The sequence below is a fragment of the Brevirhabdus sp. genome, assembly GCF_052826345.1.
This window is the reverse complement of sequence record NZ_JBRBUA010000097.1, coordinates 25,634-48,359: the sequence shown is the minus strand read 5'-3', so window position 1 is coordinate 48,359 and position 22,726 is coordinate 25,634. Positions and strand designations below refer to the sequence as shown.

27 protein-coding genes, 1 pseudogene and 1 riboswitch are annotated in these 22,726 nt (G+C 66.9%); of the genes and pseudogenes, 24 read left to right on the top strand and 4 right to left on the bottom strand.

The features are described from left to right. The first annotated feature begins 70 nt into the window (after positions 1-70). The 3 genes from ACU0BR_RS11940 to lpdA all read left to right on the top strand — a co-directional run bounded on the left by ACU0BR_RS11940 (position 71) and on the right by lpdA (position 3,550). Complete coding sequence (locus tag ACU0BR_RS11940) at positions 71-1,360, top strand: MFS transporter (RefSeq protein ID WP_446157054.1); 1,290 nt, start codon at positions 71-73, stop codon at positions 1,358-1,360. Between the two features lie 74 nt (positions 1,361-1,434). After that, a complete protein-coding gene (locus tag ACU0BR_RS11935; protein WP_446157053.1) occupies positions 1,435-2,034 on the top strand; it encodes a DUF924 family protein in 600 nt (199 codons plus the stop codon). Positions 2,035-2,152: 118 nt separating this feature from the next. Next, a complete protein-coding gene (gene lpdA, locus ACU0BR_RS11930) occupies positions 2,153-3,550 on the top strand; it encodes a dihydrolipoyl dehydrogenase (RefSeq protein WP_446157052.1) in 1,398 nt (465 codons plus the stop codon). A gap of 109 nt (positions 3,551-3,659) precedes the next feature. Here lpdA and ACU0BR_RS11925 read toward each other — a convergent pair whose 3' ends face one another. Then, positions 3,660-5,624, bottom strand: coding sequence for a bifunctional 2',3'-cyclic-nucleotide 2'-phosphodiesterase/3'-nucleotidase (locus tag ACU0BR_RS11925; RefSeq protein ID WP_446157051.1), 1,965 nt, complete (start codon positions 5,622-5,624; stop codon positions 3,660-3,662). Positions 5,625-5,768: 144 nt separating this feature from the next. On the opposite strand from ACU0BR_RS11925, the gene ACU0BR_RS11920 reads away from it, so the two are divergent. Beyond that, positions 5,769-6,206 (top strand): hypothetical protein, encoded by a 438-nt coding sequence (locus ACU0BR_RS11920; protein ID WP_446157050.1) that lies wholly within the window; start codon positions 5,769-5,771, stop codon positions 6,204-6,206. 68 nt (positions 6,207-6,274) lie between these two features. Beyond that, positions 6,275-6,419: riboswitch (FMN riboswitch) on the top strand. Between the two features lie 82 nt (positions 6,420-6,501). Continuing rightward, complete coding sequence (locus ACU0BR_RS11915; protein WP_446157049.1) at positions 6,502-6,936, top strand: 6,7-dimethyl-8-ribityllumazine synthase; 435 nt, start codon at positions 6,502-6,504, stop codon at positions 6,934-6,936. 151 nt (positions 6,937-7,087) lie between these two features. Here the strand turns inward: ACU0BR_RS11915 and rplI are convergent, their stop codons facing one another. Genes rplI through rpsF form a run of 3 tightly spaced genes read right to left on the bottom strand, consistent with a single transcriptional unit; the run spans position 7,088 to position 8,326 of the window. After that, positions 7,088-7,714 (bottom strand): 50S ribosomal protein L9, encoded by a 627-nt coding sequence (gene rplI, locus ACU0BR_RS11910; RefSeq protein WP_446157048.1) that lies wholly within the window; start codon positions 7,712-7,714, stop codon positions 7,088-7,090. Positions 7,715-7,726: 12 nt separating this feature from the next. Next, a complete protein-coding gene (rpsR, locus tag ACU0BR_RS11905; protein ID WP_005982441.1) occupies positions 7,727-7,954 on the bottom strand; it encodes a 30S ribosomal protein S18 in 228 nt (75 codons plus the stop codon). Between the two features lie 21 nt (positions 7,955-7,975). After that, positions 7,976-8,326 (bottom strand): 30S ribosomal protein S6, encoded by a 351-nt coding sequence (rpsF, locus tag ACU0BR_RS11900; RefSeq protein WP_446157047.1) that lies wholly within the window; start codon positions 8,324-8,326, stop codon positions 7,976-7,978. A gap of 239 nt (positions 8,327-8,565) precedes the next feature. On the opposite strand from rpsF, the gene fabD reads away from it, so the two are divergent. The 19 genes and pseudogenes from fabD to ACU0BR_RS11805 all read left to right on the top strand — a co-directional run bounded on the left by fabD (position 8,566) and on the right by ACU0BR_RS11805 (position 22,718). Next, entirely contained in the window at positions 8,566-9,510 is a 945-nt protein-coding gene (fabD, locus tag ACU0BR_RS11895; RefSeq protein WP_446157046.1) for an ACP S-malonyltransferase, read from the top strand. Beyond that, positions 9,510-10,247, top strand: a complete 738-nt coding sequence (gene fabG, locus ACU0BR_RS11890) for a 3-oxoacyl-[acyl-carrier-protein] reductase (protein WP_446157045.1) — start codon at positions 9,510-9,512, stop codon at positions 10,245-10,247. The genes fabD and fabG overlap by 1 nt, the downstream gene beginning before the upstream one ends. Positions 10,248-10,537: 290 nt before the next feature. Then, complete coding sequence (locus ACU0BR_RS11885; RefSeq protein WP_446157044.1) at positions 10,538-10,771, top strand: acyl carrier protein; 234 nt, start codon at positions 10,538-10,540, stop codon at positions 10,769-10,771. A 269-nt stretch (positions 10,772-11,040) separates the two neighbouring features. Further along, positions 11,041-11,601: pseudogene (locus ACU0BR_RS11880) on the top strand (L,D-transpeptidase family protein); the annotation flags it as partial. A 373-nt stretch (positions 11,602-11,974) separates the two neighbouring features. Further along, complete coding sequence (gene fabF / locus ACU0BR_RS11875) at positions 11,975-13,231, top strand: beta-ketoacyl-ACP synthase II (protein ID WP_446157043.1); 1,257 nt, start codon at positions 11,975-11,977, stop codon at positions 13,229-13,231. Between the two features lie 3 nt (positions 13,232-13,234). After that, on the top strand, positions 13,235-14,395 hold the full coding sequence (mltG, locus tag ACU0BR_RS11870) for an endolytic transglycosylase MltG (RefSeq protein WP_446157042.1): 1,161 nt from the start codon (positions 13,235-13,237) through the stop codon (positions 14,393-14,395). Positions 14,396-14,630: 235 nt separating this feature from the next. Continuing rightward, on the top strand, positions 14,631-15,008 hold the full coding sequence (locus ACU0BR_RS11865; protein ID WP_446157041.1) for a hypothetical protein: 378 nt from the start codon (positions 14,631-14,633) through the stop codon (positions 15,006-15,008). Continuing rightward, positions 14,935-16,278: a DNA-packaging protein gene (locus tag ACU0BR_RS11860; RefSeq protein WP_446157040.1), complete on the top strand. Its 1,344-nt coding sequence runs from the start codon at positions 14,935-14,937 to the stop codon at positions 16,276-16,278. The genes ACU0BR_RS11865 and ACU0BR_RS11860 overlap by 74 nt, the downstream gene beginning before the upstream one ends. Before the next feature lie 101 nt (positions 16,279-16,379). Further along, complete coding sequence (locus ACU0BR_RS11855; protein ID WP_446157039.1) at positions 16,380-17,549, top strand: phage portal protein; 1,170 nt, start codon at positions 16,380-16,382, stop codon at positions 17,547-17,549. After that, positions 17,549-17,797, top strand: a complete 249-nt coding sequence (locus tag ACU0BR_RS11850) for a GTA head formation protein, RCAP_rcc01685 family (RefSeq protein ID WP_446157038.1) — start codon at positions 17,549-17,551, stop codon at positions 17,795-17,797. The genes ACU0BR_RS11855 and ACU0BR_RS11850 overlap by 1 nt, the downstream gene beginning before the upstream one ends. A 9-nt stretch (positions 17,798-17,806) precedes the next feature. After that, positions 17,807-18,385 carry an HK97 family phage prohead protease gene (locus ACU0BR_RS11845; RefSeq protein WP_446157037.1) on the top strand — a complete coding sequence of 193 codons (579 nt, stop codon included), beginning with the start codon at positions 17,807-17,809 and terminating at the stop codon, positions 18,383-18,385. Positions 18,386-18,428: 43 nt separating this feature from the next. Next, the gene (locus ACU0BR_RS11840; protein WP_446157036.1) at positions 18,429-19,655 is read left to right on the top strand and encodes a phage major capsid protein; all 1,227 of its coding nucleotides are present in this window, start codon (positions 18,429-18,431) and stop codon (positions 19,653-19,655) included. Positions 19,656-19,731: 76 nt separating this feature from the next. After that, entirely contained in the window at positions 19,732-20,343 is a 612-nt protein-coding gene (locus tag ACU0BR_RS11835) for a head-tail connector protein (RefSeq protein WP_446157035.1), read from the top strand. After that, on the top strand, positions 20,340-20,681 hold the full coding sequence (locus ACU0BR_RS11830) for a head-tail adaptor protein (protein ID WP_446157034.1): 342 nt from the start codon (positions 20,340-20,342) through the stop codon (positions 20,679-20,681). Before ACU0BR_RS11835 ends, ACU0BR_RS11830 begins: the two co-directional genes overlap by 4 nt. Continuing rightward, positions 20,678-21,088 (top strand): DUF3168 domain-containing protein, encoded by a 411-nt coding sequence (locus ACU0BR_RS11825; RefSeq protein WP_446157033.1) that lies wholly within the window; start codon positions 20,678-20,680, stop codon positions 21,086-21,088. The genes ACU0BR_RS11830 and ACU0BR_RS11825 overlap by 4 nt, the downstream gene beginning before the upstream one ends. Before the next feature lie 20 nt (positions 21,089-21,108). Continuing rightward, positions 21,109-21,537: a phage major tail protein, TP901-1 family gene (locus tag ACU0BR_RS11820; protein WP_446157032.1), complete on the top strand. Its 429-nt coding sequence runs from the start codon at positions 21,109-21,111 to the stop codon at positions 21,535-21,537. Next, a complete protein-coding gene (locus ACU0BR_RS11815) occupies positions 21,534-21,863 on the top strand; it encodes a gene transfer agent family protein (protein WP_446157031.1) in 330 nt (109 codons plus the stop codon). Before ACU0BR_RS11820 ends, ACU0BR_RS11815 begins: the two co-directional genes overlap by 4 nt. A gap of 23 nt (positions 21,864-21,886) precedes the next feature. Further along, positions 21,887-22,063 carry a rcc01693 family protein gene (locus ACU0BR_RS11810; protein ID WP_446157072.1) on the top strand — a complete coding sequence of 59 codons (177 nt, stop codon included), beginning with the start codon at positions 21,887-21,889 and terminating at the stop codon, positions 22,061-22,063. Continuing rightward, positions 22,056-22,718, top strand: coding sequence for a phage tail tape measure protein (locus ACU0BR_RS11805; RefSeq protein ID WP_446157030.1), 663 nt, complete (start codon positions 22,056-22,058; stop codon positions 22,716-22,718). The genes ACU0BR_RS11810 and ACU0BR_RS11805 overlap by 8 nt, the downstream gene beginning before the upstream one ends. Positions 22,719-22,726 lie beyond the last annotated feature (8 nt).

Below are 22,726 nucleotides of genomic sequence, written 5' to 3'. Positions count from 1 at the left end.
GTCGCGTCGGTGGTATTGAACCGGACCCTGATCTGTTAGGCCGAAAAAAAGACGTGGAAGGGAGATCGCCGTGATTTCTGTGCTGGGCTCCTCTTGGGCGTTGCTTCTGGGAATGATGCTGCTGATGGTCGGCAACGGGCTTCAGGGGACATTGCTGGGTGTGCGCGGGGGCATCGAAGGGTTCTCTACCCTGGAGATGTCGGTGATCATGTCGGCCTATTTCGCCGGTTTTCTGGGCGGATCGCGCCTGGCGCCCGCGATGATCCGGCGGGTGGGGCATGTGCGGGTCTTTGCGGCGCTGGCCTCCTTCATCTCGGCGGTGCTGATCCTCTACCCCGCGATGACGCATCCCGTGGCCTGGATCCTGCTGCGCGTGGTGATCGGGTTCTGCTTTTCGGGGGTCTATGTGACCGCCGAAAGCTGGCTCAACAATTCCACCACGATGGAAAACCGCGGCAAGACGCTGTCGCTTTACATGGTGGCGCAGATGACGGGGATCGTCGCGGCGCAGGGCATTCTGGTGCTGGGCGATCCGTCGGGGTTCGTGCTGTTCATCGTGCCTTCGGTGCTGGTGTCGCTGTCCTTCGCGCCGATCCTTCTGTCGATCTCGCCCACGCCCGCCTTCGATTCCACCAAGGCGATGAGTTTCGCGCAGCTTTACCGCGTCTCGCCGCTGGGCTGCATCGGCATGTTCCTGCTGGGGGGCGTGTTTTCCGCCCTTTTCGGCATGGCGTCGGTCTATGGCTCGCAGGCGGGGCTGAGCCTGGCCCAGATTTCCAGTTTTATCGCGGCGATCTATTTCGGCGGGCTGGTGCTGCAAGTCCCCATCGGCTGGGCGTCGGACCGGATGGACCGGCGGACCCTGATCCTCGGGGCGTCGGTCGTGGGGGCGCTGGCGGCGGGTGTCGGCATGGTGCTGGGCCATTCCTTCGCGCTGCTGATCGGGGTGGCCTTTCTGATCGGGGGCGTGTCGAATCCGCTCTATGCGCTGGTGATCGCCTATACCAACGACTTTCTGGAATATGACGACATGGCGGCCGCATCGGGGGGGATGGTGTTCATCAACGGCGTGGGTGCGATCTTCGGCCCGCTGGTCACCGGCTATCTGATGGGCTGGGTGGGGCCTTCGGGGTTCTTCCTGTTCCTGGCGGTTCTGATGACCGCGCTGGCGGGATATGCGCTCTGGCGGATGACCCAACGCCCGTCGCCCACGGTCGAGCAGTCGTCGACCTATGCGCCGATCCTGCCCACCTCCAGCCCCGTCGCCGCGGAGGTCGCGCAGGAGTTCGCGATCGAAACGGCCCAGGACGAGGAGGAGGATTATCTCGGGGATGAGCCAAACCAGGCCGCCGCTGGATAATTCCCTTGTGACAGGGCGTTTTGCGTGCAACGTTCCCCTAATCGGAGGAGCGAGCGAGCAGGGGAGGAGACCTCATGCAGACGCCTCAGGATGTGCTGTCCTACTGGCTGGACGATGTCGGGCCCAAGGGCTGGTATCGCGGGGATGAGGAGCTGGACGCGGATATCCGCGACAGGTTCCTGAAGACCTGGAAGATGGCGATGCAGGGCGGGCTGGGGCTGTGGCTGACGTACCCTTCGGGGGTGCTGGCCTATATCATCCTGCTCGACCAGTTCCCGCGCAACATGTTCCGTGGACGCGGGCGCAGCTTTTCGTCCGATCCCTTTGCGCTCGCGACAGCCAAGATCGCGATTCACAAGGGCTGGGACATGAAGATCGACGAACCGGCGCGCCAGTTCTTCTATCTGCCGCTGATGCACAAGGAATCGCTTTGCGATCAGGAACGCTGCGTCCGGCTGATCAAGGACAAGCTGCCCGAAACCGGCCATTCGAACCTGCTGCACGCCAAGGTCCACCGCGAGATCATCCGCATGTTCGGCCGGTTCCCGTCCCGCAACGGGGCGCTGGGGCGTCGCAGCAGCGCCGAGGAAGACGCGTTTCTCGAAAGTCACGGCTATGCGGGGCTGATGGAAAAGCTGGCGCCGCAGCCGGAATTGCACGTGCAGGCGGTCTGACGCACGCGGTCCGCGTGCGGGTTCGTGCGCGGGGTTCGGGCGCCGCGCGCGCGGCTATGGTTTGCAGCCCTTCCGGAACTAGTTTAACGTCAAACTAGTTTCTTACCGGAGTGTGCTGATGGCTGCTAATTCCTTTGACATGATCGTAATCGGTGCCGGCCCCGGCGGCTATGTGTCCGCCATCCGCGGCGCGCAGCTCGGGCTGAAGGTCGCGATTGTCGAGCGCGAGCATATGGGCGGGATCTGCCTGAACTGGGGCTGTATTCCCACCAAGGCGCTGCTGCGCTCGTCGGAGGTGTTTCACCTGATGAAGCGCGCCACGGAATTCGGCCTGAAGGCCGAAGGCGTCGGCTACGATCTCGATGCGGTTGTCAAACGCTCCCGCGCGGTGGCCAAACAGCTGAGCGGCGGCGTCGCGCATCTGATGAAGAAGAACAAGATCACCACGGTGATGGGCACGGCGCGGCTGACCGGGAAAGGCACGCTCAGCGTCGAGACCGACAAGGGCACCGAGGAATTGAGCGCGCCCTCCATCGTGCTGGCCACCGGCGTGCGGGCGCGCAACCTGCCGGGGCTGGAGGCCGACGGCAAGCGGGTCTGGTCCTACAAGCATGCGCTGGTGCCGCCGCATGAGCCGAAAAAGCTGCTGGTCATCGGATCGGGCGCCATCGGCATCGAATTCGCCAGCTTCTACAACACGCTGGGCGCCGAGACGACGGTGGTCGAGGTGATGGACCGCATCCTGCCGGTCGAAGACGCCGAGATCAGCGCCTTTGCCAAGAAGAGCTTTGAGAAGCAGGGCATGAAGATCATGCAGAAGGCCATCGTCAAAAAGCTCGACCGTGGCGCCGACAAGGTCACCGCCCATATCGAGGCGGGCGGCAAGCTGGAAAAGATGGAATTCGACACCGTCATCTCGGCCGTCGGCATCGTCGGCAACACGGAGGATCTGGGGCTGGAGGATCTGGGCGTGAAGATCGACCGCACGCATGTGGTGGTCGATGAATACTGCCGCACGGGGGTGGAGGGGCTCTACGCCATCGGCGATATCGCGGGCGCGCCCTGGCTTGCCCATAAGGCCAGCCATGAGGGGGTGATGGTCGCGGAGCTGATCGCCGGGCGCAAGGATGTGCACCCGGTACGCCCCGAAAGCATCGCGGGCTGCACCTATTGCCACCCGCAGGTGGCTTCCGTCGGCTATACCGAGGCGCAGGCCCGCGAAAAGGGCCATGAGGTGCGCGTGGGGCGCTTTCCGTTCATCGGCAACGGCAAGGCCATCGCGCTGGGAGAGGCCGAGGGCCTGGTCAAGACCGTCTTCGACGCCAGGACCGGCGAATTGCTGGGCGCGCATATGATCGGCGCCGAAGTCACCGAGCTGATCCAGGGCTATGTCGTGGGGCGTCAGCTCGAGACGACCGAGGAAGACCTGATGAACACGGTCTTCCCGCATCCCACGCTCAGCGAGATGATGCACGAGTCGGTGCTGGCGGCCTATGACCGGGTGGTTCACATCTGAGCTTCGCCGCCGCCTGTGGCAAATTCGGGATGCCTCCGGCGGGAGTTTTCGGGCCAAGAAGAAGTTTCCGTTTCTTCTTGGCCCAAATACTCAATAGCCGTCCGCGGGATCAGAGCTTTATGCGGAAGCGGGCGAAGCCTTCGGGGCCGTCGCCCGCGGGTTCCATCGTGACGCTTTTGACATCGGCCAGATAGTCCCTGGCCTTGGGGCCGGTGTCGAAGAGCACGCTGGCGCCGTCCAGCGGCGCGAAGCTCCAGTTGCCGTCGGCGCTGGGGGTGATGGTGCCCTGCTCGACGATGTAGCGCACGATGACGTCGCGGTTGGTGTCGGGGCCTTCGAAGACGGTGGTGTTGCCGCCGGCGCCGGGGAAGTTGCCGCCGCCGCCCGCGCGGTAGTTGTTGGTGGCGATGATGAAGGTCTGGTCGGGCTTGACCGGCGCGCCCTCGTAGCTGAGATCGACGATCCGCGCGGCGCTGGGGTTGATGATCTCGCCCTTGGTGTCGAATTTCGATGGCTGGCTGAGGTCGATCTTGTAGCTGACCCCGTCGATCACGTCGAAGTTGTAGGACGGGAAATCCGCGTTCAGCAGCAGCTGATCGGGTTTGCCCGGTTCGATCCGGTTGAAGATGCCGGCCGAGCGTTCGAGCCAGCCGCGCAGCTGATCGCCGGTCACCAGCACCGCGCGCACCGTGTTGGGGTAGAGGTAGAGGTCCGAGACGTTCTTGATCGCCACGTCGCCCTTGGGCACGTCGGTGTAATAGTCCGGGCCGCCGCGACCGCCGGCCTTGAAGGGGGCGGCGGCCGACAGGATCGGCAGGCCCTCGTATTCGGTGCCGACCATCATCTGCTTGATGTACCACTGCTGCGCGAGCGAGACGATCTGCACCGAGGGGTCATCCGCGACCAGCGCGAAATAGCTGTAGAGCGGCGCGTCGGTCTTGCCCACGGGGCGGCGGATGTAGTCGAGCGTGGCCTGGTGTTCGGCCTTGACGCTGTCGAGCACCTCTGCGCGGCTGTCGACAAGCGCGGTGGTGCTGCGGTCCTCGTTGCGCCTGGAGATCGGGCGCGCCTCTGAGCTGGTGTTGACGACTTTCCATTCGTTGCCCGAGCGTTCCAGCATCAGGTCGATCACGCCCAGGTGCGACCCCCAGAAGCCGCCCATCGTGGCGGGTTTGCCGTGGATCGTGCCGGCCGCCGCGTCGACGCCTGCGATGTCCTCGTATTTGGGGCCGGGAAAGACCAGGTGGTGATGGCCGGTCATCAGCGCGTCGATGCCTTCGACCGCGGCCAGCGGGACGGAGGCGTTTTCCATGCCTTCGGTATAGGTGGCGGGCCCGATGCCCGAGTGGCTGAGCGCGATGACGATGTCGGCGCCTTCCTCGCGCATCTGCGGCACCCAGGCCTTGGCGGTGGCGACGATGTCGCGGGTCTGGACCTTGCCCTCCAGGTGGCGCCGGTCCCAGTTCATGATCTGCGGCGGCACGAAGCCGATCAGCCCCACCTTGATCGGGTGGCTGTTGCCGTCGCCGTCGGTCACGGTGCGATCGAGGATGATGTAGGGTTTGATCAGCGTCTTGTCGCGGGTCGGATCGGCGCCCATTTCCGTGACCACATTGGCGGAGACGACCGGGAATTCGGCACCGGCCAGAGATTTGGTCAGGAAATCCAGCCCGTAGTTGAATTCATGGTTGCCCAGCGTCGAGGCATCGAAGCCCACGGTGTTCATCGCGGCGATGACCGGGTGCATGTCGCCGTCCTTCATGCCGCGTTCATAGGCGATGTAATCGCCCATCGGGTTGCCTTGCAGGAAGTCGCCGTTGTCGACCAGCATGGAGTTCGTGGCCTCGTCGCGGATGCCCTTGATGATCGAGGCGGTGCGGGCCAGGCCGACGGTGTCGACCTCTTTGTCGGCGTAATAGTCGTAGGGATAGACATGCACGTGCAGGTCGGTGGTTTCCATGATGCGCAGATGCGCCTGGTTCGAGGCGGCGCGGGCGGAAAACGGGTGCAGCGCGATGAAACCGGCGCCGGCCGTGGTGCCCAGGAAACCGCGGCGGGTCATTTGGCGGGGCATGGGAGCGATCCTCAGCTTGGAATGTAGGGCCGCATGATGGCGCGATCGTGTGACATTGTCATTAAAGTTTCCGCGAGGACGGTCAGGTCGGCGGGAACATCCTGCGCCGCATCTCCTTATTCTTGTGATGCAATGGAGTCACAGATGAGGCGGAGGATCTTCCTTTCCGGTGGGTTGGGGACGGTGCTGGCGGGATGCCGGTCGCCGTCGGATGCGCATGGCACGCTGCAACGCGTGAGCCAGGGCACTTTGCGGGTCGGGGTGCTCGAACCTGTCGTGCTGTTCCGTCGGCGCGAGGAGGCGCGCGCGCTTCGCAGCATCGCGCAGCGGCTCGGGGCGGGGATCGAATTGCATCAGGGCGAAATGGACATGCTGATGCAGGATCTGATGCGCGACCGGCTGGATCTGATCGCGGGGGATGTGCCCATCGCCTGGGACGGACGGTCGGATATGGCTCTGACCCGGCCCTGGGGCAGCACGGTCTACAAGGGCAAGATGGTTCCCGCCGCCTTTGGTGTTCGGGGCGGCGAAAGCGCCTTTCTGGACGCGGTCAACCAGGCGCTTGCGGAATGGCGTCACTGAGCGCCGCAAATCCGGCACGCGATGTCGGTTCCCGGCTTGTGCCCACGGACGGCTTTCGGCAGGGTGGAGGCAGTTCTCAGGGCGGGGTGCAATTCCCCACCGGCGGTATGCGGTGAAACGCGAGCCCGCGAGCGCCCCTGCGGTTGCGGGGGGTCAGCAGATCAGGTGCGATGCCTGGGCCGACGGTTACAGTCCGGATGAGAGAGAACGGAATTTTCGCGGCCGCGCGCAGCGCATCCGCGGGGTTTCGGGATCGCCTTGGGTGACGTGTCTGTCAGTTGAAGGAGATCCAAGGATGACACACACCCGTTACGCATTCGTCAAGGCGCAGTGGCACGCCGATATCGTGGATCGCGCGCTGGAAGGGTTCTGCGAGCTTATTCCGGCCGCGCAGGTCGATGTGTTCGACGTGCCCGGCGCGTTCGAGATGCCGCTGCTGGCGCGCGATTTGGCCTCCACGGGGCGGTACGGCGCCGTGGCGGCGGCGGCATTCGTGGTTGACGGGGGGATCTACCGCCATGATTTCGTGGCGCAGGCGGTGGTCGACGGGCTGATGCGCGCGGGCATGGACAGCGGTGTGCCGGTCCTGTCGGTGTCGCTGACGCCGCATCACTATCAGGAAACCGAGCATCACAACGCGATCTACCGGGCGCATTTCGTCGAAAAGGGCCGCGAGGCCGCGCGCGCCGCGCTGGCCGTGACCAGGGCGCGGGCCGCGGTGGCGGCCTGAGAAAGGCCGGGCCGGGGGAACCGGCCCTGCCGGGGCCCTGTCGACCGCCGCGCTTCGGCTTGTGCCGGAGGCGTGACGCAAAAGGGCCGCGCGGGGGTGTCCCGCGCGGCCCTTGATCTTGATGCGGGCCGGGTCCGTGGCCCGGGCGTGATCAGCCCTGCTGGTCTTCGTCCGCGTCCGGGCCACGCTCTTCGCGCGGCTGGTCGTCCTCGTCGTCACGTTCGGCGGCGCCGATGTCGTCGAAGAGCTCGGAGATCTCGAATTCGGCGGCGGCTTCTTCCTCGGCGGCGAGATCCTGGATGGATTTGCCGGAGGCCTGAAGCTCCGCCTCATCGGGCGAGCGGGCGACGTTGAGGGTGATCTTGGCCTCGACCTCGGGGTGCAGCACGACGGTGACCTCGTGCAGGCCCAGCTCCTTGATCGGGCTGTCGAGCACGATCTGCTTGCGGTCGATGCTGACGCCGTTCGTGCTGGCGGCCTCGGCGGCGTCGCGCGTGGTGACGGAGCCGTAGAGCGCGCCCGCGTCGGAGGCGGAGCGGATCACGACGAACTGCTCGCCGTCGATCTTGGCGGCCAGCGATTCGGCCTCGCGCTTGGTTTCGAGGTTGCGGGCCTCGAGCTGTGCCTTCTGCTCTTCGAACATCTTCATGTTCGCCTCGGAGGCGCGGCGCGCCTTGCCCTGGGGCAGCAGGTAGTTGCGTGCGTAGCCTTCCTTTACGGAAACGACTTCGCCCATCTGGCCCAGCTTGGCCACGCGTTCGAGAAGGATAACGTCCATCTGTCGGTCTCCTTATTTCACGGCGTAGGGCAGCAGGGCGAGGAAGCGGGCGCGTTTGATGGCGCGGGCCAGTTCACGCTGCTTCTTTGCCGAGACGGCGGTGATGCGCGAGGGCACGATCTTGCCACGCTCGGAGATGTAGCGTTGCAGCAGGCGCGTGTCCTTGTAGTCGATCTTGGGTGCGTTGTCGCCCGAGAAGGGGCAGACCTTGCGGCGGCGGAAAAACGGTTTTGCGGCCATTGGTTAGCGTCCTTCTTTCAATCAGTTGCGGGGGCGGCGTTCGCGCTCGTCGCGCTTTTGCATCTGCACGGAGGGCCCCTCGGCGTGCTCATCGACCTTGATCGTGAGCACCCGCATCACGTCGTCGTGCAGGCGCATCAGACGTTCCATTTCCTGGATCGCATCGGCCGGCGCGTCGGTGCGCAGATAGGCGTAGTGGCCCTTGCGGTTCTTGTTGATCTTGTAGGCCATCGTCTTGACGCCCCAGTATTCGTGATCGACCAGCTTGCCGCCGTTGTCGGACAGCACGGTGCCGAAATGTTCGATCAGGCCTTCGGCCTGGGTGTTCGACAGATCCTGCCGAGAGATGAAGACATGCTCATAGAGGGGCATGTGCGCTCCTGTGTGTCTGGGCGTGTTTCATAGGACGAAGCTTTCTTCCCGCCTTCGTCCACGAGAGGCCACGCCGGTCAAGCAACCTGCGGGAAGATCGGCGTCTTATACGGGGGTGGGGCGGGATTGCAAGGCGGCAGTGGCGGAGGCGTCGGCTTCGCGCGACGTCGGGGCGGATTGCGTCGCGGCGCGCGGGCGGGTATCCCCTTGGGTCAGAACGAAAAGCAAGGGAGAGCCGCGTGCGCGCATTCGTATTTCCGGGTCAGGGCGCCCAGACCATCGGCATGGGGCGCGATCTGGCGCAGAGCTATCCGGCCGCAAGGGCCGTTTTCGACGAGGTCGACTCGGCGCTGGGTGAAAAGCTGAGCGCGCTGATCTGGGAGGGCGATCAGGACCGGCTGACCCTGACGGAAAACGCGCAGCCCGCGTTGATGGCGACATCGCTGGCGGTGATGGCCGCGCTGAACGCCGAGGGTGTGGAGGTGACGGCCGCAAGTTTCGTGGCCGGCCATTCGCTGGGCGAATATTCCGCGCTGGCGGCGGCGGGCGCGCTGAGCGTGGCCGACACCGCGCGGCTGTTGCGCACGCGCGGGCTGGCGATGCAAAAGGCCGTGCCGGTGGGCGAGGGCGCGATGGCGGCCCTGCTGGGGCTGGATTTCGAGACGGCGAGCGCCGTGGCCGCCGAAGCGGCGGAGCATGAGGTCTGCCAGGCCGCCAACGACAATGACCCCGGACAGGTCGTGGTGTCGGGCAACCGCGGCGCGGTCGAACGCGCGATCGAGATCGCCAAGGGCCGGGGGGCCAAGCGCGCGGTGCTGCTGCCGGTTTCCGCGCCGTTTCACTGCCGTCTGATGGAGCCGGCCGCCGTCGCGATGGAAGAGGCGCTGGCGGGGGTGGATCTGCGCACGCCGAAGGTGCCGCTGGTGCCCAATGTCACCGCGAGCGCGCTCAGCGATCCCGGCGAGATCCGCCGCCTGCTGGTGCGGCAGGTCACGGGCTCGGTCCGCTGGCGCGAGACGGTGCTGTTCATGGCCGGGCAGGGGGTCACCGAGATCTGGGAAGTCGGCGCCGGCAAGGCCCTGAGCGGCATGGTGCGGCGCATCGACAGGACGCTGGGGACGATGGCGATCGCCGGCGCGGACGACGTGGCCCGCGCCGCGCAACAACTGAACGGAGAGGCATGATGTTCGACCTTACAGGAAAATCCGCGCTGATCACCGGCGCATCGGGCGGCATCGGCGGCGATATCGCCCGGGCGCTGCATGGCGCGGGCGCGACCGTGGCGCTGTCGGGCACGCGCGAGGCGCCGCTGCGCGCGCTGGCCGAGAGCCTGGGCGAGCGCACCCATGTGCTGCCTTGCGATCTGTCGGATGCGGGCGCGGTCGACGGGCTGCCGAAACGGGCGGCGGCGGCGATGGGATCGCTAGACGTACTGGTCAACAACGCGGGCATCACGCGCGACAATCTCTTCATGCGGATGTCCGACGAGGAATGGGCGCAGGTGCTGGAGGTCAACCTGACCTCGACCATGCGGCTGTGCCGGGCCAGCTTGCGCGGCATGATGAAGGCGCGCTGGGGGCGGATCGTGAACATCTCTTCGGTGGTGGGAACGACGGGGAACCCCGGGCAGGGCAATTACGCGGCCGCCAAGGCCGGCATGGTCGGCATGTCCAAGTCGCTGGCCTATGAGGTCGCGAGTCGCGGCATCACCGTCAACTGCGTGGCGCCGGGCTTCATCGCCACCGCGATGACCGAGAAGCTGACCGACGACCAGAAATCGAAGATTCTGACCCAGATTCCGGCGGGCCGCATGGGCAACCCGGACGAAATCGGCGCGGCGGTGCTTTACCTTGCCAGCCCCGAGGCCGCCTATGTCACCGGCGCGACCCTGCACGTCAACGGCGGCATGGCGATGATCTGATATCGCGGGGCCGACATAGAGTCGGCATTAAATTGCTGGCATTTGTCGATGGTCGGCCCCATCTGCCTTGTGCGGCCAGACGGGGCGGAATACAGATGGTGGCAAGGGTGGAGTAGTGGATCGGAATGCCGGGGCGAAAGCGTTTGCGTTCCCAATCCGATGTGCTATAGGCCGCTCAGATTTTTGCCGGAGCGTTTTCGTCGCCCGGTTCGGCGTGGGGGCCTTGTGCGGCCCACGGACCAGGACAAGTAACCACGGGAATGCTCCCGAAAACGGAATGAGGAATGAACATGAGCGACGTCGCAGATCGCGTTAGGAAAATCGTTGTCGAGCACCTTGGTGTCGAAGAGGAAAAAGTGACCGAGAACGCGTCGTTCATCGACGATCTGGGCGCGGACAGCCTGGACACCGTGGAGCTGGTCATGGCGTTCGAGGAAGAGTTCGGCATCGAAATCCCCGACGACGCCGCCGAGACGATCCAGACCTTCGGTGATGCGGTCAAGTTCATCAAGGAAGCCCAGTAAGCCACCGCGCTTTTCTGAAGGTTCCGGGCGGCCTCTGCTTTGCAGGGGCCGTTTTTTTTTGTTCCATGTGTCGTTGATCGGGGTCCCGGCCGGGTGTCGCATCGCGCGGGGGTTCGGCAACCCGTTTCCGCGCGCCTCCCGATCCGCGCATCTCGACCCGCGCGGCCCATATGTGCTTTTCGGTCACAGGGCTGCGAGTGCGCTTATTTTTGCGGAACCGCCTTCTTATCTTCTTGTTGAGCTGTCGAGTAATTCAAAGAGGTCTGATCATGCTGAATCGCCGTCGTTTCATCGCGTCTGCAACTGCCGCCACAGGAGTGCTGGGTGCATCGCGCGGCTGGTCGCACTCCAACACGCTGGCTCCCGAGTACATGCCGCGCGAGGTCAATCTGGGCGCCCCCGCCCCGGCCGGTGAAATCCATGTGGTCCCCGACACCTTCGCGCTTTACTGGACGCTGGGCGGCACGCGCGCCATGCGCTATTCGGTGGGCATCGGCCGCGAGGGGCTTTATGAGCCCGGCACCTTCTTTATCGGAGCCAAGAAGGAGTGGCCGTCCTGGACGCCGACGCCCGCGATGATCGAGCGCGAGCCCGACAAATATGCGCAATATGCCGACGGTATGCCGGGTGGCCCCAACAACCCGCTGGGGGCGCGTGCGCTATACCTTTTCACGCCCGAGCGGGGCGACACCTTCCTGCGTATCCACGGGACCAACGATGCGTCGACCATCGGCAAGGCGGTGTCGAACGGCTGCGCGCGTCTGGTCAACGACCAGATCAAGGAATTGTACGAGAAGGTCCCCGAGGACACGACCGTGATCCTTTATGAAAAGAACGTTGGAACGCCGCAGGGCGATATGGGCCAGGGCAATCTGGGCGCGCCGACCGACACGCAGGCCGTTTCCGAGTTCGATCGGCTTTACAACTCCGGGTTTGGCTTGAACGGCAGGGGATCGACCCTGTGAGTCAGGGCCGATCCGCCGCGCCTGGCTGAGACGCGGCGAAGGGGCCGACGATCGGGCGCGATCCGAATGCGACCGGCGGTTTGCAGGGCAGACCGCCGGTCTTTTTTGCGCAAACGGGTGGGCGCGGCGGTCTTGCGCCCCTTTCTTGGGGTGCGTGCGCCTGCGTGGCGTCGGTTGGACTTGCCCCTCGGGGGGTGTGGCGTGTATCAGGTGTCCGCTGGAACAACGAGGTAAACCGATGCGGCGAGTGGTAGTAACGGGTCTGGGAATGGTTTCGCCCCTGGCCTGCGGAGTGGAGCAAACCTGGACGCGGCTGCTGAATGGCGACTCCGGTGGTGCGACCATCACCCGGTTCGATGCCTCCCACCTGGCCACTACCTATGCTTGTGAAATTCCGCTGGGCGACGGCAGCAACGGCACCTTCAATGCCGACGACTGGATGGAGCCCAAGGAACAGCGCAAGGTCGATGACTTCATCCTTTATGGCATGGCCGCCGCGGCACAGGCGGTCGAGGATTCCGGCTGGCGCCCGGCCAGCGAGGAGGACCGATTTCGCACCGGCGTGATGATCGGCTCCGGCATTGGCGGGCTGAGTTCGATCGCGGACACGGCCATCGCGCTGAAAGAGCGCGGCCCGCGCCGCGTGTCGCCCTTTTTCATTCCCGGTGCGCTGATCAACCTGGTCTCGGGTCAGGTGAGCATCCGCTATGGGTTCAAGGGGCCGAACCACGCGGTGGTGACGGCCTGTTCGACCGGCGCGCACGCCATCGGCGACGCCGCGCGGCTGATCATGCTGGGCGACGCGGATGTGATGGTGGCAGGCGGCGCCGAAAGCCCGATCTGCGAGATCGGCATCGCGGGGTTCAATGCGTGTAAGGCGCTGTCGACCAAACGCCCGGATGCGCCGGAAACCGCCAGCCGCCCCTATGACAAGGATCGCGACGGTTTCGTCATGGGCGAGGGCGCGGGGGTCGTCGTGCTGGAAGAGTATGAGCACGCGATGGCGCGCGGGGCGAGGATTTATGGCGAGGTGCTGGGCTACGGCATGTCGGGCGACGCCTATCACATCACCGCGCCCAGCGAATCCGGCGAGGGGGGAGAGCGGGCGATGCGCGCCGCGCTCAAAAACGCGGGGCTGGAGGCGTCGCAGATCGACTATGTGAACGCGCATGGCACCTCGACGATGGCCGACACGATCGAGCTGTCGGCCGTGGAGCGTGTTCTGGGCGACGCGGCGAAGGACACGACCATGAGCTCGACCAAGTCTGCGATCGGGCATCTGCTGGGCGCCGCAGGATCGGTCGAGGCGATTTTCTGCCTGCTGGCGATGCGCGATCAGGTTGCGCCGCCGACCATCAACCTGGATGATCTGGCGGTGGAGACGCCGCTGGATCTTGCGCCGAACGCGAAGCGGGAACGCCCGATCAGCCATGCGCTTTCGAATTCGTTCGGCTTCGGCGGCACCAATGCCACGCTGATTTTCGGGAAGGTCTGAATCATGTGGCGCCATGTGGCCTCCAACGCGTTTTCCTTTCTGATCGTCCTGCTGTTCGTGATGGCGGGGGCGATCGCCTGGGCAACGCGCGTCTTTCAGGACGAAGGTCCGTTGAAAGAGGCGATATTCTTCGAGGTCAAGCGGGGGGCCAGTCTGAAATCGGTGTCGCTGGACCTGACGGAAGCCGGTGCGATCGAGCATCCTTTCGTGTTCCGGGCGGGGGCGGATTACACCAAGCGGGCCAATGCGCTGAAATTCGGAAATTACGAGATCCCGGCCGGGGCGTCGATGGATCAGATTCTGACGATCCTGACCGAAGGCGGGCAGAGCAGCTTTCGCTATGTGGCGAACTATGTGATCCGCAACGACGGCACCGGCGAGCTGCGTCTGACCGAGCGCAGCCCCGCGAGCGGTGAGAACGTGGTGGTGGAGCGGTTCAGCGGCGGCGAGCCGCTGCCCGAGCTTTACGCGGGGCTGATCGAGAAAAAGACGCCGGTGGCGTACCGGGTGACCGTGCCCGAGGGCCTGACCAGTTGGCAGATCGTGGAGGCGCTGAAGGGCGCCGACTTCATGACCGGCGAGGTGGCCGAGGTGCCCGCCGAAGGTGTGCTTGCGCCCGATTCCTACGAAGTGCAGCGCGGCGCCGCGCGAGAGCGGTTGATCGCGCGGATGGAAGAGTCGCAAAAGCGCATATTGGCCAAGGCCTGGGAGAGCCGCGACGAGTCCGTTCCGGTCGAGACCCCGGAGGAGGCGCTGATCCTGGCCTCCATCGTGGAAAAGGAAACCGGCGTGCCGGACGAACGCAAGCAGGTCGCCTCGGTCTTCGTCAACCGGCTGCGGCAGGGGATGAAGTTGCAGACCGACCCGACCGTCATCTATGGCGTGACCAAGGGAAAGGGCGTGCTGGGGCGCGGCTTGCGGCGCAGTGAGTTGCGGGCGGAAAACGCCTGGAACACCTATGTGATCACCGGGCTGCCCAAGACGCCCATCGCCAATCCCGGCAAGGCGGCCATCGATGCCGCGCTGAACCCCGACGAGTCGGACCTGCTGTTTTTCGTGGCCGATGGCACCGGGGGCCATGTCTTTTCCAAGACGCTGGCCGAGCATAACGCCAACGTGCGCAAGTGGCGCAAGATCGAGTCCGAGGCGCAGGCGAACCAATAGGTCGCGCCTGCGAGCGCCCGCGGGGCCGCGTGAACGCAGCGCGGCGACGGGCGTGAGCGCGTCATGGCAGGACCCGGCGGGGGGCGCTCGTGCGCGGCGGTACGATTTCGCTTGACTTTGCGAACGCTCTTCTGTATGAAAAGGGCAAGATGGAAAAAGTGGGTCAGCGGCGCAGGGAAACCTGGGGCCGCTTTTGTTTTGCCCGCTTGCCACCCTGATCATGGACATTTGCCACATGAAGACGGACGCGCCGCCCGGTGAGGACTGGCGCGATTCCTGCTTGCAGGAATTGCACCGGCTGCACGCCTACTATCGTGATTTTCTGATGCAACGCCTGAAGGAATTGCAGGAAAACCCCCGAGCGGGGACCGACAAGGATCTGACCGCCGTGGAGGCGCGGCTGGTGCTTGTGGGCAAGACCTATTTGAAATCGCTGGAGGAGGACGAGCGGCTTGAAGCAGCACGCAAGCGCGCCGGGGGTGGTGAGGGGGACGGTGCCGGGGGCGACGGCGCGGCATTCGATGCCGCCTGCGCCCGCGATGAGATCGGGCGCAGGCTGGCTGGCCTGCGGGGCGCCGCAGATGACGGACCGCTTTCTGGGGGATCTGAGTGAGCAGGCGCTGATCGCGCTGCCATGGCTGTTCGAGTTCTGGGCCTTGCCCCATCAACTGCCGCCCGAGGGGCAGGACTGGTCCACATGGGTCGTGCTGGGCGGGCGCGGCGCGGGCAAGACGCGGGCAGGGGCGGAATGGGTGCGCGCGCAGGTCGAGGGCCCGACGCCGCTGGCGGCGGGCGACGCGCGGCGCGTGGCGCTGGTGGGCGAGACGCTGGACCAGGCGCGGGACGTGATGGTCTTTGGCGACAGCGGGTTGCTGGCATGTGCGCCGCCCGATCGCAGGCCGGTCTGGCAGGCGACGCGGCGGCGGCTGGTCTGGCCCAACGGCGCGGTGGCGCAGATCTTTTCCGCGCTGGACCCCGAGGCGTTGCGCGGGCCGCAGTTCGACGCGGCCTGGGCCGATGAGCTGGCCAAGTGGAAGAAGGCCGAGGAGGCCTGGATGCAGCTGCGCTTCGGGCTTCGGCTGGGAGCGCGGCCACGGGCGGTTGTGACGACGACGCCGCGCTCGAAGCGGCTGTTGAGAGAGCTGCTGGAGCAGCCCGGCACGGTGATGACGGGCGCGCCGACGCGCGCCAACCGTGCGCATCTGGCGGAGAGTTTCCTGGCCGAGGTCGAGCGGCGCTATGGCGGGACCCGGATCGGGCAGCAGGAGCTGGAGGGCCTGCTGCTGGATGATCTGGACGGCGCGCTCTGGTCGATGGACGCGCTGGAAAAGGAGCGGCTGGAGATGCCGCCCAGGCTGTCGCGCATCGTGGTGGGGGTCGACCCGCCGGTGACCGCGCGGACGGGATCGGATGAATGCGGCATCGTGGTGGCGGGTGCGGTCACCAACGGCCCGCCGCAGGACTGGCGCGCGGTCGTGCTGGAGGATGCGAGCATGCGCGGCACGCCCACCGCCTGGGCGGAGGCGGCGGTGGAGGCATTTCACCGCCACGGCGCCGACCGGCTGGTCGCGGAGGTCAATCAGGGCGGCGATCTGGTGGAGCAGGTCATCCGCCAGCGCGATGCGATGATCCCTTACCGCGCGGTGCGGGCGGCGAAATCCAAGGTCGCGCGCGCCGAGCCTGTGGCCGCGCTTTATGAACAGGGGCGGGTGGCGCATCTGCGTGGCCTGATCCGGCTGGAAGACCAGATGAGCCGCATGACGACGGCAGGCTATGAGGGGCAGGGCAGCCCGGACCGCGTGGATGCGCTGGTCTGGGCGCTGCATGATCTGATGATCCTGCCCGGCACGAATTGGACGGCGCCACGAATGCGCAGCCTTTAGGGCTGCACATGAATGCACAGCCTCTAGGGCTGCGCGATTGCGCAAGGACGGACCCCACGCCCCGGTGGGGCCGCGGTCCCTGACAAGCGGGAGCTACTGACATGATGTTCGATTTTATCCGGCGCGCCTCGGCCGCGCCGGAGCAGAAGACGTCTGCGACCGGGCCTGTGATTGCCTATCACGGATCGGGGCGGGTGGCGTGGTCGCCGCGCGATACGGCATCGCTGATCCGCGCGGGGTTCACCGGCAATCCGATCGGGTTCCGAGCCGTCAAGCTGATCGCCGAGGCCGCGGGCGCGATGGCGCTGATCGTGCAGGACCGGGTGCAGCGGTACGAGGTGCACCCGGTGGCCAGCCTGTTGAAGAAGCCCAATCCGGGTCAGGGGCGGGCGGAATTTCTGGAGGCGCTTTTCGGACAGATCCTGCTGTCGGGGGACGGCTATGTCGAGGCGGTGGGCGCGGGTGAGGGGTTGCCCGGCGAGCTGCATGTGTTGCGCTCGGACCGGATGCGCCTGGTGCCCGGCAGCGACGGTTGGCCGGTCGCCTACGAGTATGCGGTGGGCGGGCACAAACACCGCTTGGACGCGAGCGGGCCGGTGTCGCCCGTTTGCCATATCAAGAGCTTTCACCCGCAGGACGACCATTACGGGCTGTCCCCGATGCAGGCGGCGGCCGCGGCGATGGATGTGCACAACGCCGCCTCGCGCTGGTCGAAGGCGCTTTTGGACAACGCGGCGCGCCCGTCCGGGGCGATCGTCTACAAGGGCGCGGACGGGCAGGCGTCGATGAGCGGGGATCAGTATGACCGGCTGGTCGCCGAAATGGAGAGCCATCATCAGGGCGCGCGCAACGCGGGGCGGCCGATGCTGCTGGAGGGCGGTCTGGACTGGAAACCGATGGGGTTTTCGCCCTCCGACATGGAGTTCCAGAAGACCAAGGAGGCGGCGGCGCGGGAGATCGCGGTGGCCTTCGGGGTGCCGCCGATGCTGTTGGGCATTCCCGGCGACGCGACCTACGCCAACTACCAGGAGGCCAACCGTGCCTTCTATCGGCTGACGGTGCTGCCTCTGGCGCAGCGTGTGGCGGGGGCGTTGTCGAACTGGCTGTCGGAACATCTGGGAGAGCCGGTGGAGATCGCGATCGATCTCGACCGCGTGACGGCTTTGTCGGGCGAGCGGGACCAGCAATGGCGGCGCGTCGGCGAGGCCGCGTTCCTGAGCGACGCGGAAAAGCGGCGGATGCTGGGGCTGCCGCCGCTGGTGGAGGTTTGATGGACGATCCCGCCAGGCGCGGGGGCGGGTCGCGGTTTCTCTATGAGCCGTTCGAGCGGGCGCAGGCGCATCGCGTCGATCTGTTCGAGCGGGTTCTGGAGGAGCGCTGGTCGGCGCTGGAATACCGGCTCGGCCTGATCGAGACGGCGCTGACACGGCTGGACAAGCGGCTGTGGCTGGCCGTTTTCGGTGTGGTTGGCGCGATTTTATCGGAAGCGGTGCAAGGGCTTGTCGCCCATGCGGGATAGGAGAGAGCGATGGATGACACGGGCGGTCACATGATGATCGAGCGCAAGTTCTGCCAGCCGGAAGAGACGCTGAGCCTGTCGGAGGACATGCGTATTTCCGGCTATGCCTCGGTGTTCGGGGAGGTCGACCAGGGCGGCGATGTCGTGCAGCCGGGCGCCTATGCGGCGTCGCTGGCGGCGCTGGGGCGCGCGGGGCGGCGGGTCAAGATGCTGTGGCAGCACGATCCGGCGCAGCCCGTCGGCGTCTGGGACGAGGTGCGCGAGGATGCGAAGGGTCTGTGGGTCAGCGGGCGCATTCTGGAAGATGTCGCCCGCGGCCGGGAGGCCGCTGCGCTGATCGGCGCAGGCGCGATCGACGGGCTTTCCATCGGATATCGCACGGTGCGCGCGCAGAAGGATGCCGAGGGGCGGCGCGTGCTGTCACAGCTGGATCTGTGGGAGGTGTCGCTGGTGACATTTCCGATGCAGACGATCGCGCGGGTGCGCGGCAAGGCGGAGGCCGCGCCGGGGCGTGCTGCCGACGAAGGGCTGCTGCGCGAGGTCGCGCGGATGTTCGGCGCGGCGGGGCAAGTGCTGTCCGGGCGCTGAGCCGGGGCACGACAGCGATTTTCAACACATGAGGATGATGCGGATGACACCCCACATGACGGTGCGGGCCAGGGATGGCCTGTGTGCGCCTGCCGAGGCGGGCGAGATCGAAGGCGCGCCCGTTGGCAGCGCCCGCGAGGTGAAGGCGGCCATGGCGGGATTTCTGCGCCATGTCAGCGGCTTCAAGGAGAAGATGGATGCCAGGTTTCAACAACAGGAAGAGCGACTGACCATGCTTGATCGCAAGATGACGACCCACCAGCGCCCCGTGCTGTCCGCCGCGGCCGATGCCGCACCGCACCAGAAGGCGTTCGACGCCTATCTGCGTTCGGGCGATGACGATGCGCTGCGCGGGCTGGTGCTGGAAGAAAAGGCGCTGGGCACCGCGGTTTCGGCGGAGGGCGGCTATCTGGTCGATCCGCAGACCGCCGCGACGATCCAGGGGGTTCTGCGTTCCGCCGCGTCGATCCGGTCGATCGCCAATGTGGTGAACGTGGAGGCGACCTCCTACGATGTGCTGGTCGATCACACCGACGTGGGCTCGGGCTGGGCGACCGAGGCGGGGGGCGTGACCGAGAGCGACACGCCGCAGATCGAACGCATCTCGATCGCGTTGCACGAGCTGTCGGCGCTGCCGAAGGCGAGCCAGCGGTTGCTGGACGACAGCGCCTTCGACGTCGAGGGCTGGCTTGCGGGGCGGATCGCCGACAAGTTCGCGCGCGCCGAGGCCTCGGCCTTTGTCAATGGCGACGGTGTCGACAAGCCCAAGGGATTTCTGGCGCATCCGGTGATCCAGAAGGACGCCTGGAGCTGGGGCAAGCTGGGATATGTGGCCACCGGCAACGACGGCGATTTCGCGGTCAACAACGCCTCCGACGCGGTGGTCGATCTGGTCTATGCGCTGGGCGCGCGTTACCGCGCGAACGCGAGCTTCGTGATGAATTCGAAGACCGCGGGCGCGGTGCGCAAGATGAAGGATGCCGACGGGCGGTTCCTGTGGTCCGACGGGCTGGCGGCGGGAGAGCCCGCGCGGCTGATGGGCTATCCGGTGCTGATCGCCGAGGACATGCCCGACATCGCCAGCGGCAGCAACGCCATCGCCTTCGGCGATTTCCGGGCAGGCTATACCGTCGCCGACCGGCCCGATCTGCGCATTCTACGCGATCCGTTTTCGGCCAAGCCGCATGTGCTGTTCTACGCGACCAAGCGGGTTGGCGGCGATGTCAGCGATTTCGCGGCCATCAAGCTGCTGAAGTTCGGCGTGAGCTGATCCAGGCCTCAGGCAATGCGGGGTCGCGCTGCGAAGGCGCGGCCCCATGGGCGCAATCGGACGCGGGGCGTGGTGAATGGTTTTGACGGAATTGGACCCGGTGGCGGGGAGCGTGCTGCCGCTTTCGGCGTTTCGCGAGCATCTGCGGCTGGGCCGCGGGTTCGCGGACGATCAGCTTCAGGATGCGGTGCTGGAGGCGCATCTGCGCGCGGCTCTGGCGGCGGTGGAGGCGCGTATCGGCAAGGCGTTGCTGGAGCGGCGTTTCGCGCTGGAGGTGCAGGGCTGGGCAGGCGGCGGCCGTCACCCCCTGCCGCTGGCGCCGGTGCGCGCGATCGAGAGCATCGCGCTGATCGACGCGGCCGGTGTGTCGCAGCCGGTGGACCCGGCGCGCTATCGGCTGGTTCCCGACGGGCGCAGGCCCGAGGTGGTGGCCACGGGCAGGAGCCTGCCGGCCGTTCCGCGCGGCGGTGCGGTGCGGCTGGTGGTCGCGGCGGGCATCGGTGCCGGTTGGGCGGATCTGCCCTCCGATCTGGGCCAGGCCGTGCTGATGATGGCGGCGGGCTTTTACGAGGATCGTGACGGCAGCCGCACCGGGGCGCGCGGTGCGACGGGATCGGGGATCGCGGCGGGGGTCGAAGCGCTGCTGGCGGCGCATCTGCCGCTGCGCATCGGGCTGGGCGGCGTATGAGGCCGGTCGAGCTGAGCCGCCGCTTGGTGCTGGAAGCGCCGGTGCGTCAGGGCGATGGCGCGGGCGGGCATACGCTGGCGTGGGAAGCGCTGGGCGTGGTCTGGGGGGACATGCGGGCCGTGGGCGGCGGGCGCGAGGGGGCGCGGGGCGGATTGCGGCTGTCGCGGCAGCGCTTTGGCGTGATCCTGCGGGCCGCGCCACCGGGCAGCGCGTCGCGCCCGCGCGCGGGGCAGCGGCTGCGCTGGGGCGCGCGCATCCTGCCGATCGAGGCGGTGGCGGAATGGGACGCGGCGGCGCGGTTTCTGATCTGCCATGTGCATGAGGAGGTCACGCCATGAGCTATGGGCAGGCGGCGGCGTTGCAGGCGGCGGTCTTTGCCGTGATCGCAGGCGATGCGGAGCTTGACGCGCTGGTCGGCGGCGCGGTGTTCGACATGGCCCCCGAGGGGGCGGTGCCGGGGCCGTATGTGCTGCTTGGCCGTGAGACGGTGCGCGACCGCTCGGATCTGACGGGCAGCGGCGCGCTGCATGATTTCACCGTCGAGGTCGTCAGCCCGCAGGGCGGGTTTCACGCGGCGAAACAGGTTGCCGGGCGCATTGCGGATCTGCTGGCGGGCGAGCCGCCCGCGCTGGGGCGGGGGCGCGTGGTTTCGCTGCGGTTCCTGAAAGCCTCGGCGCGGCGGCTGGGCCGCCCGTTGCAGCGCAGGATCGAGCTGCGGTTTCGGGCACGACTGAGTGATGACTGAGTATTTGAGGAGATGAGCACATGGCGGCGCAGAACGGCAAGGACCTGTTGATCAAGCTCGATCTGACGGGCGCGGGACAGTTCGAAACCATCGCGGGGCTGCGGGCCACGCGGATCGCGTTCAACGCGGAAACGGTGGATGTGACTTCGCTGGACAGCCAGGGCGGCTGGCGGGAGTTGCTGGGGGGCGCGGGGGTGAAGACGGCGGCGCTGTCGGGGTCCGGCGTGTTCAAGGATGCGGCCACGGATGAGCGGGCGCGGCAGATCTTCTTCGACGGGGACGTGCCGTTGTTTCAGGTGATCGTGCCCGATTTCGGCAGGATCGAGGGGCCGTTCCAGATCACCGCTATCGAATACGCGGGCAGCCACGACGGAGAAGCCACCTATGAGCTGAGCATGGCATCGGCGGGGGAGATCACCTTTGCCCCCTTCGCGCCGGTGGGCCCATGAGCGCGAACCCCTGGGCGGGTGAGGTCGGTCTGACGCTGGATGGCCGGGCGCATGTGCTCAAGCTGACGCTGGGCGCGCTGGCGGGGCTGGAGGCGCGGCTGGGGGCGGAGACGCTGCCCGCGCTGGTGGAGCGGTTCGAGCAGGGCCGCTTTGCCGCGCGCGACGTGCTGGAGCTGGTCGCCGCGGGGCTGCGGGGCGGGGGATGGCGCGGCGAGATGGCCGATCTGCTGGAGGCCGACATCAAGGGCGGTCCGGTGGAGGCCGCGCGCGTGGCCGCGCGCCTGCTGTCGCTGGCCTTTGCCCCGCCGCCGCCGGAGCGGCCGTGACCGGGTTGGACTGGCCCGCGCTGATGCGTGCGGGGCTGGGCGGGCTGCGCCTGACGCCCGCGGCATTCTGGTCGCTGAGCCCGGCGGAGTTGCTGGTGATGCTTGGGCTGGATGCGAGCACCGCGCCGCTGGGCCGCGCGCGGCTGGCGGAGTTGTCGGCATTGTATCCCGACGAAGGAAAGGAAGCCGGAGATGGATGAGAGCGAAGGGCTGGAGGCGCTGGACGACCAGATTGCTGCGCTGGAGCAGAGCCTGGGCGGCGCGGCGGCGTTGACGGCGGCTTTCGAGGGCGAGCTGGGGCGGATGCGCGAGACGATGACCTGGACACAGGCCGAGGTGGGCAGCCTGTCGCGCGGGATCGGCGGCGGGCTGCGCCGCGCATTCGACGGGTTGGTCTTCGACGGGGCCAAGGCGTCGGATGCGCGGCGGCTGGTGGGGCGGTCGCTGTCGGACACGCTTTACAATGCGGCCATGCGGCCCTTGCAGAGTGCGGTGGGCGGGTTGGTGGCGGGCGGCGTCAATGCGCTGTCGTCGGCGGCCTTGCCCTTTGCCGACGGGGCGGGATTTGCGCAGGGGCGCGTGATGCCCTTCGCGCGCGGCGGCGTGATCTCGCAGGCGACGCAATTTCCGATGCGCGGGGGCACCGGCCTGATGGGCGAGGCCGGGCCCGAGGCGATCATGCCGCTGACGCGGGGCGCCGACGGACGGCTGGGCGTGCAGGCCTCGGGCGGCGGGCGCGCCGTCACCGTGGTGATGAATGTCAGCACGCCCGATGCGCAGGGCTTTCGCCGCTCACGCAGCCAGATCGCCGCCGAGATGGGGCGCGCGCTGGACCGCGGGCAGCGCAACAGGTGATGGCGAAG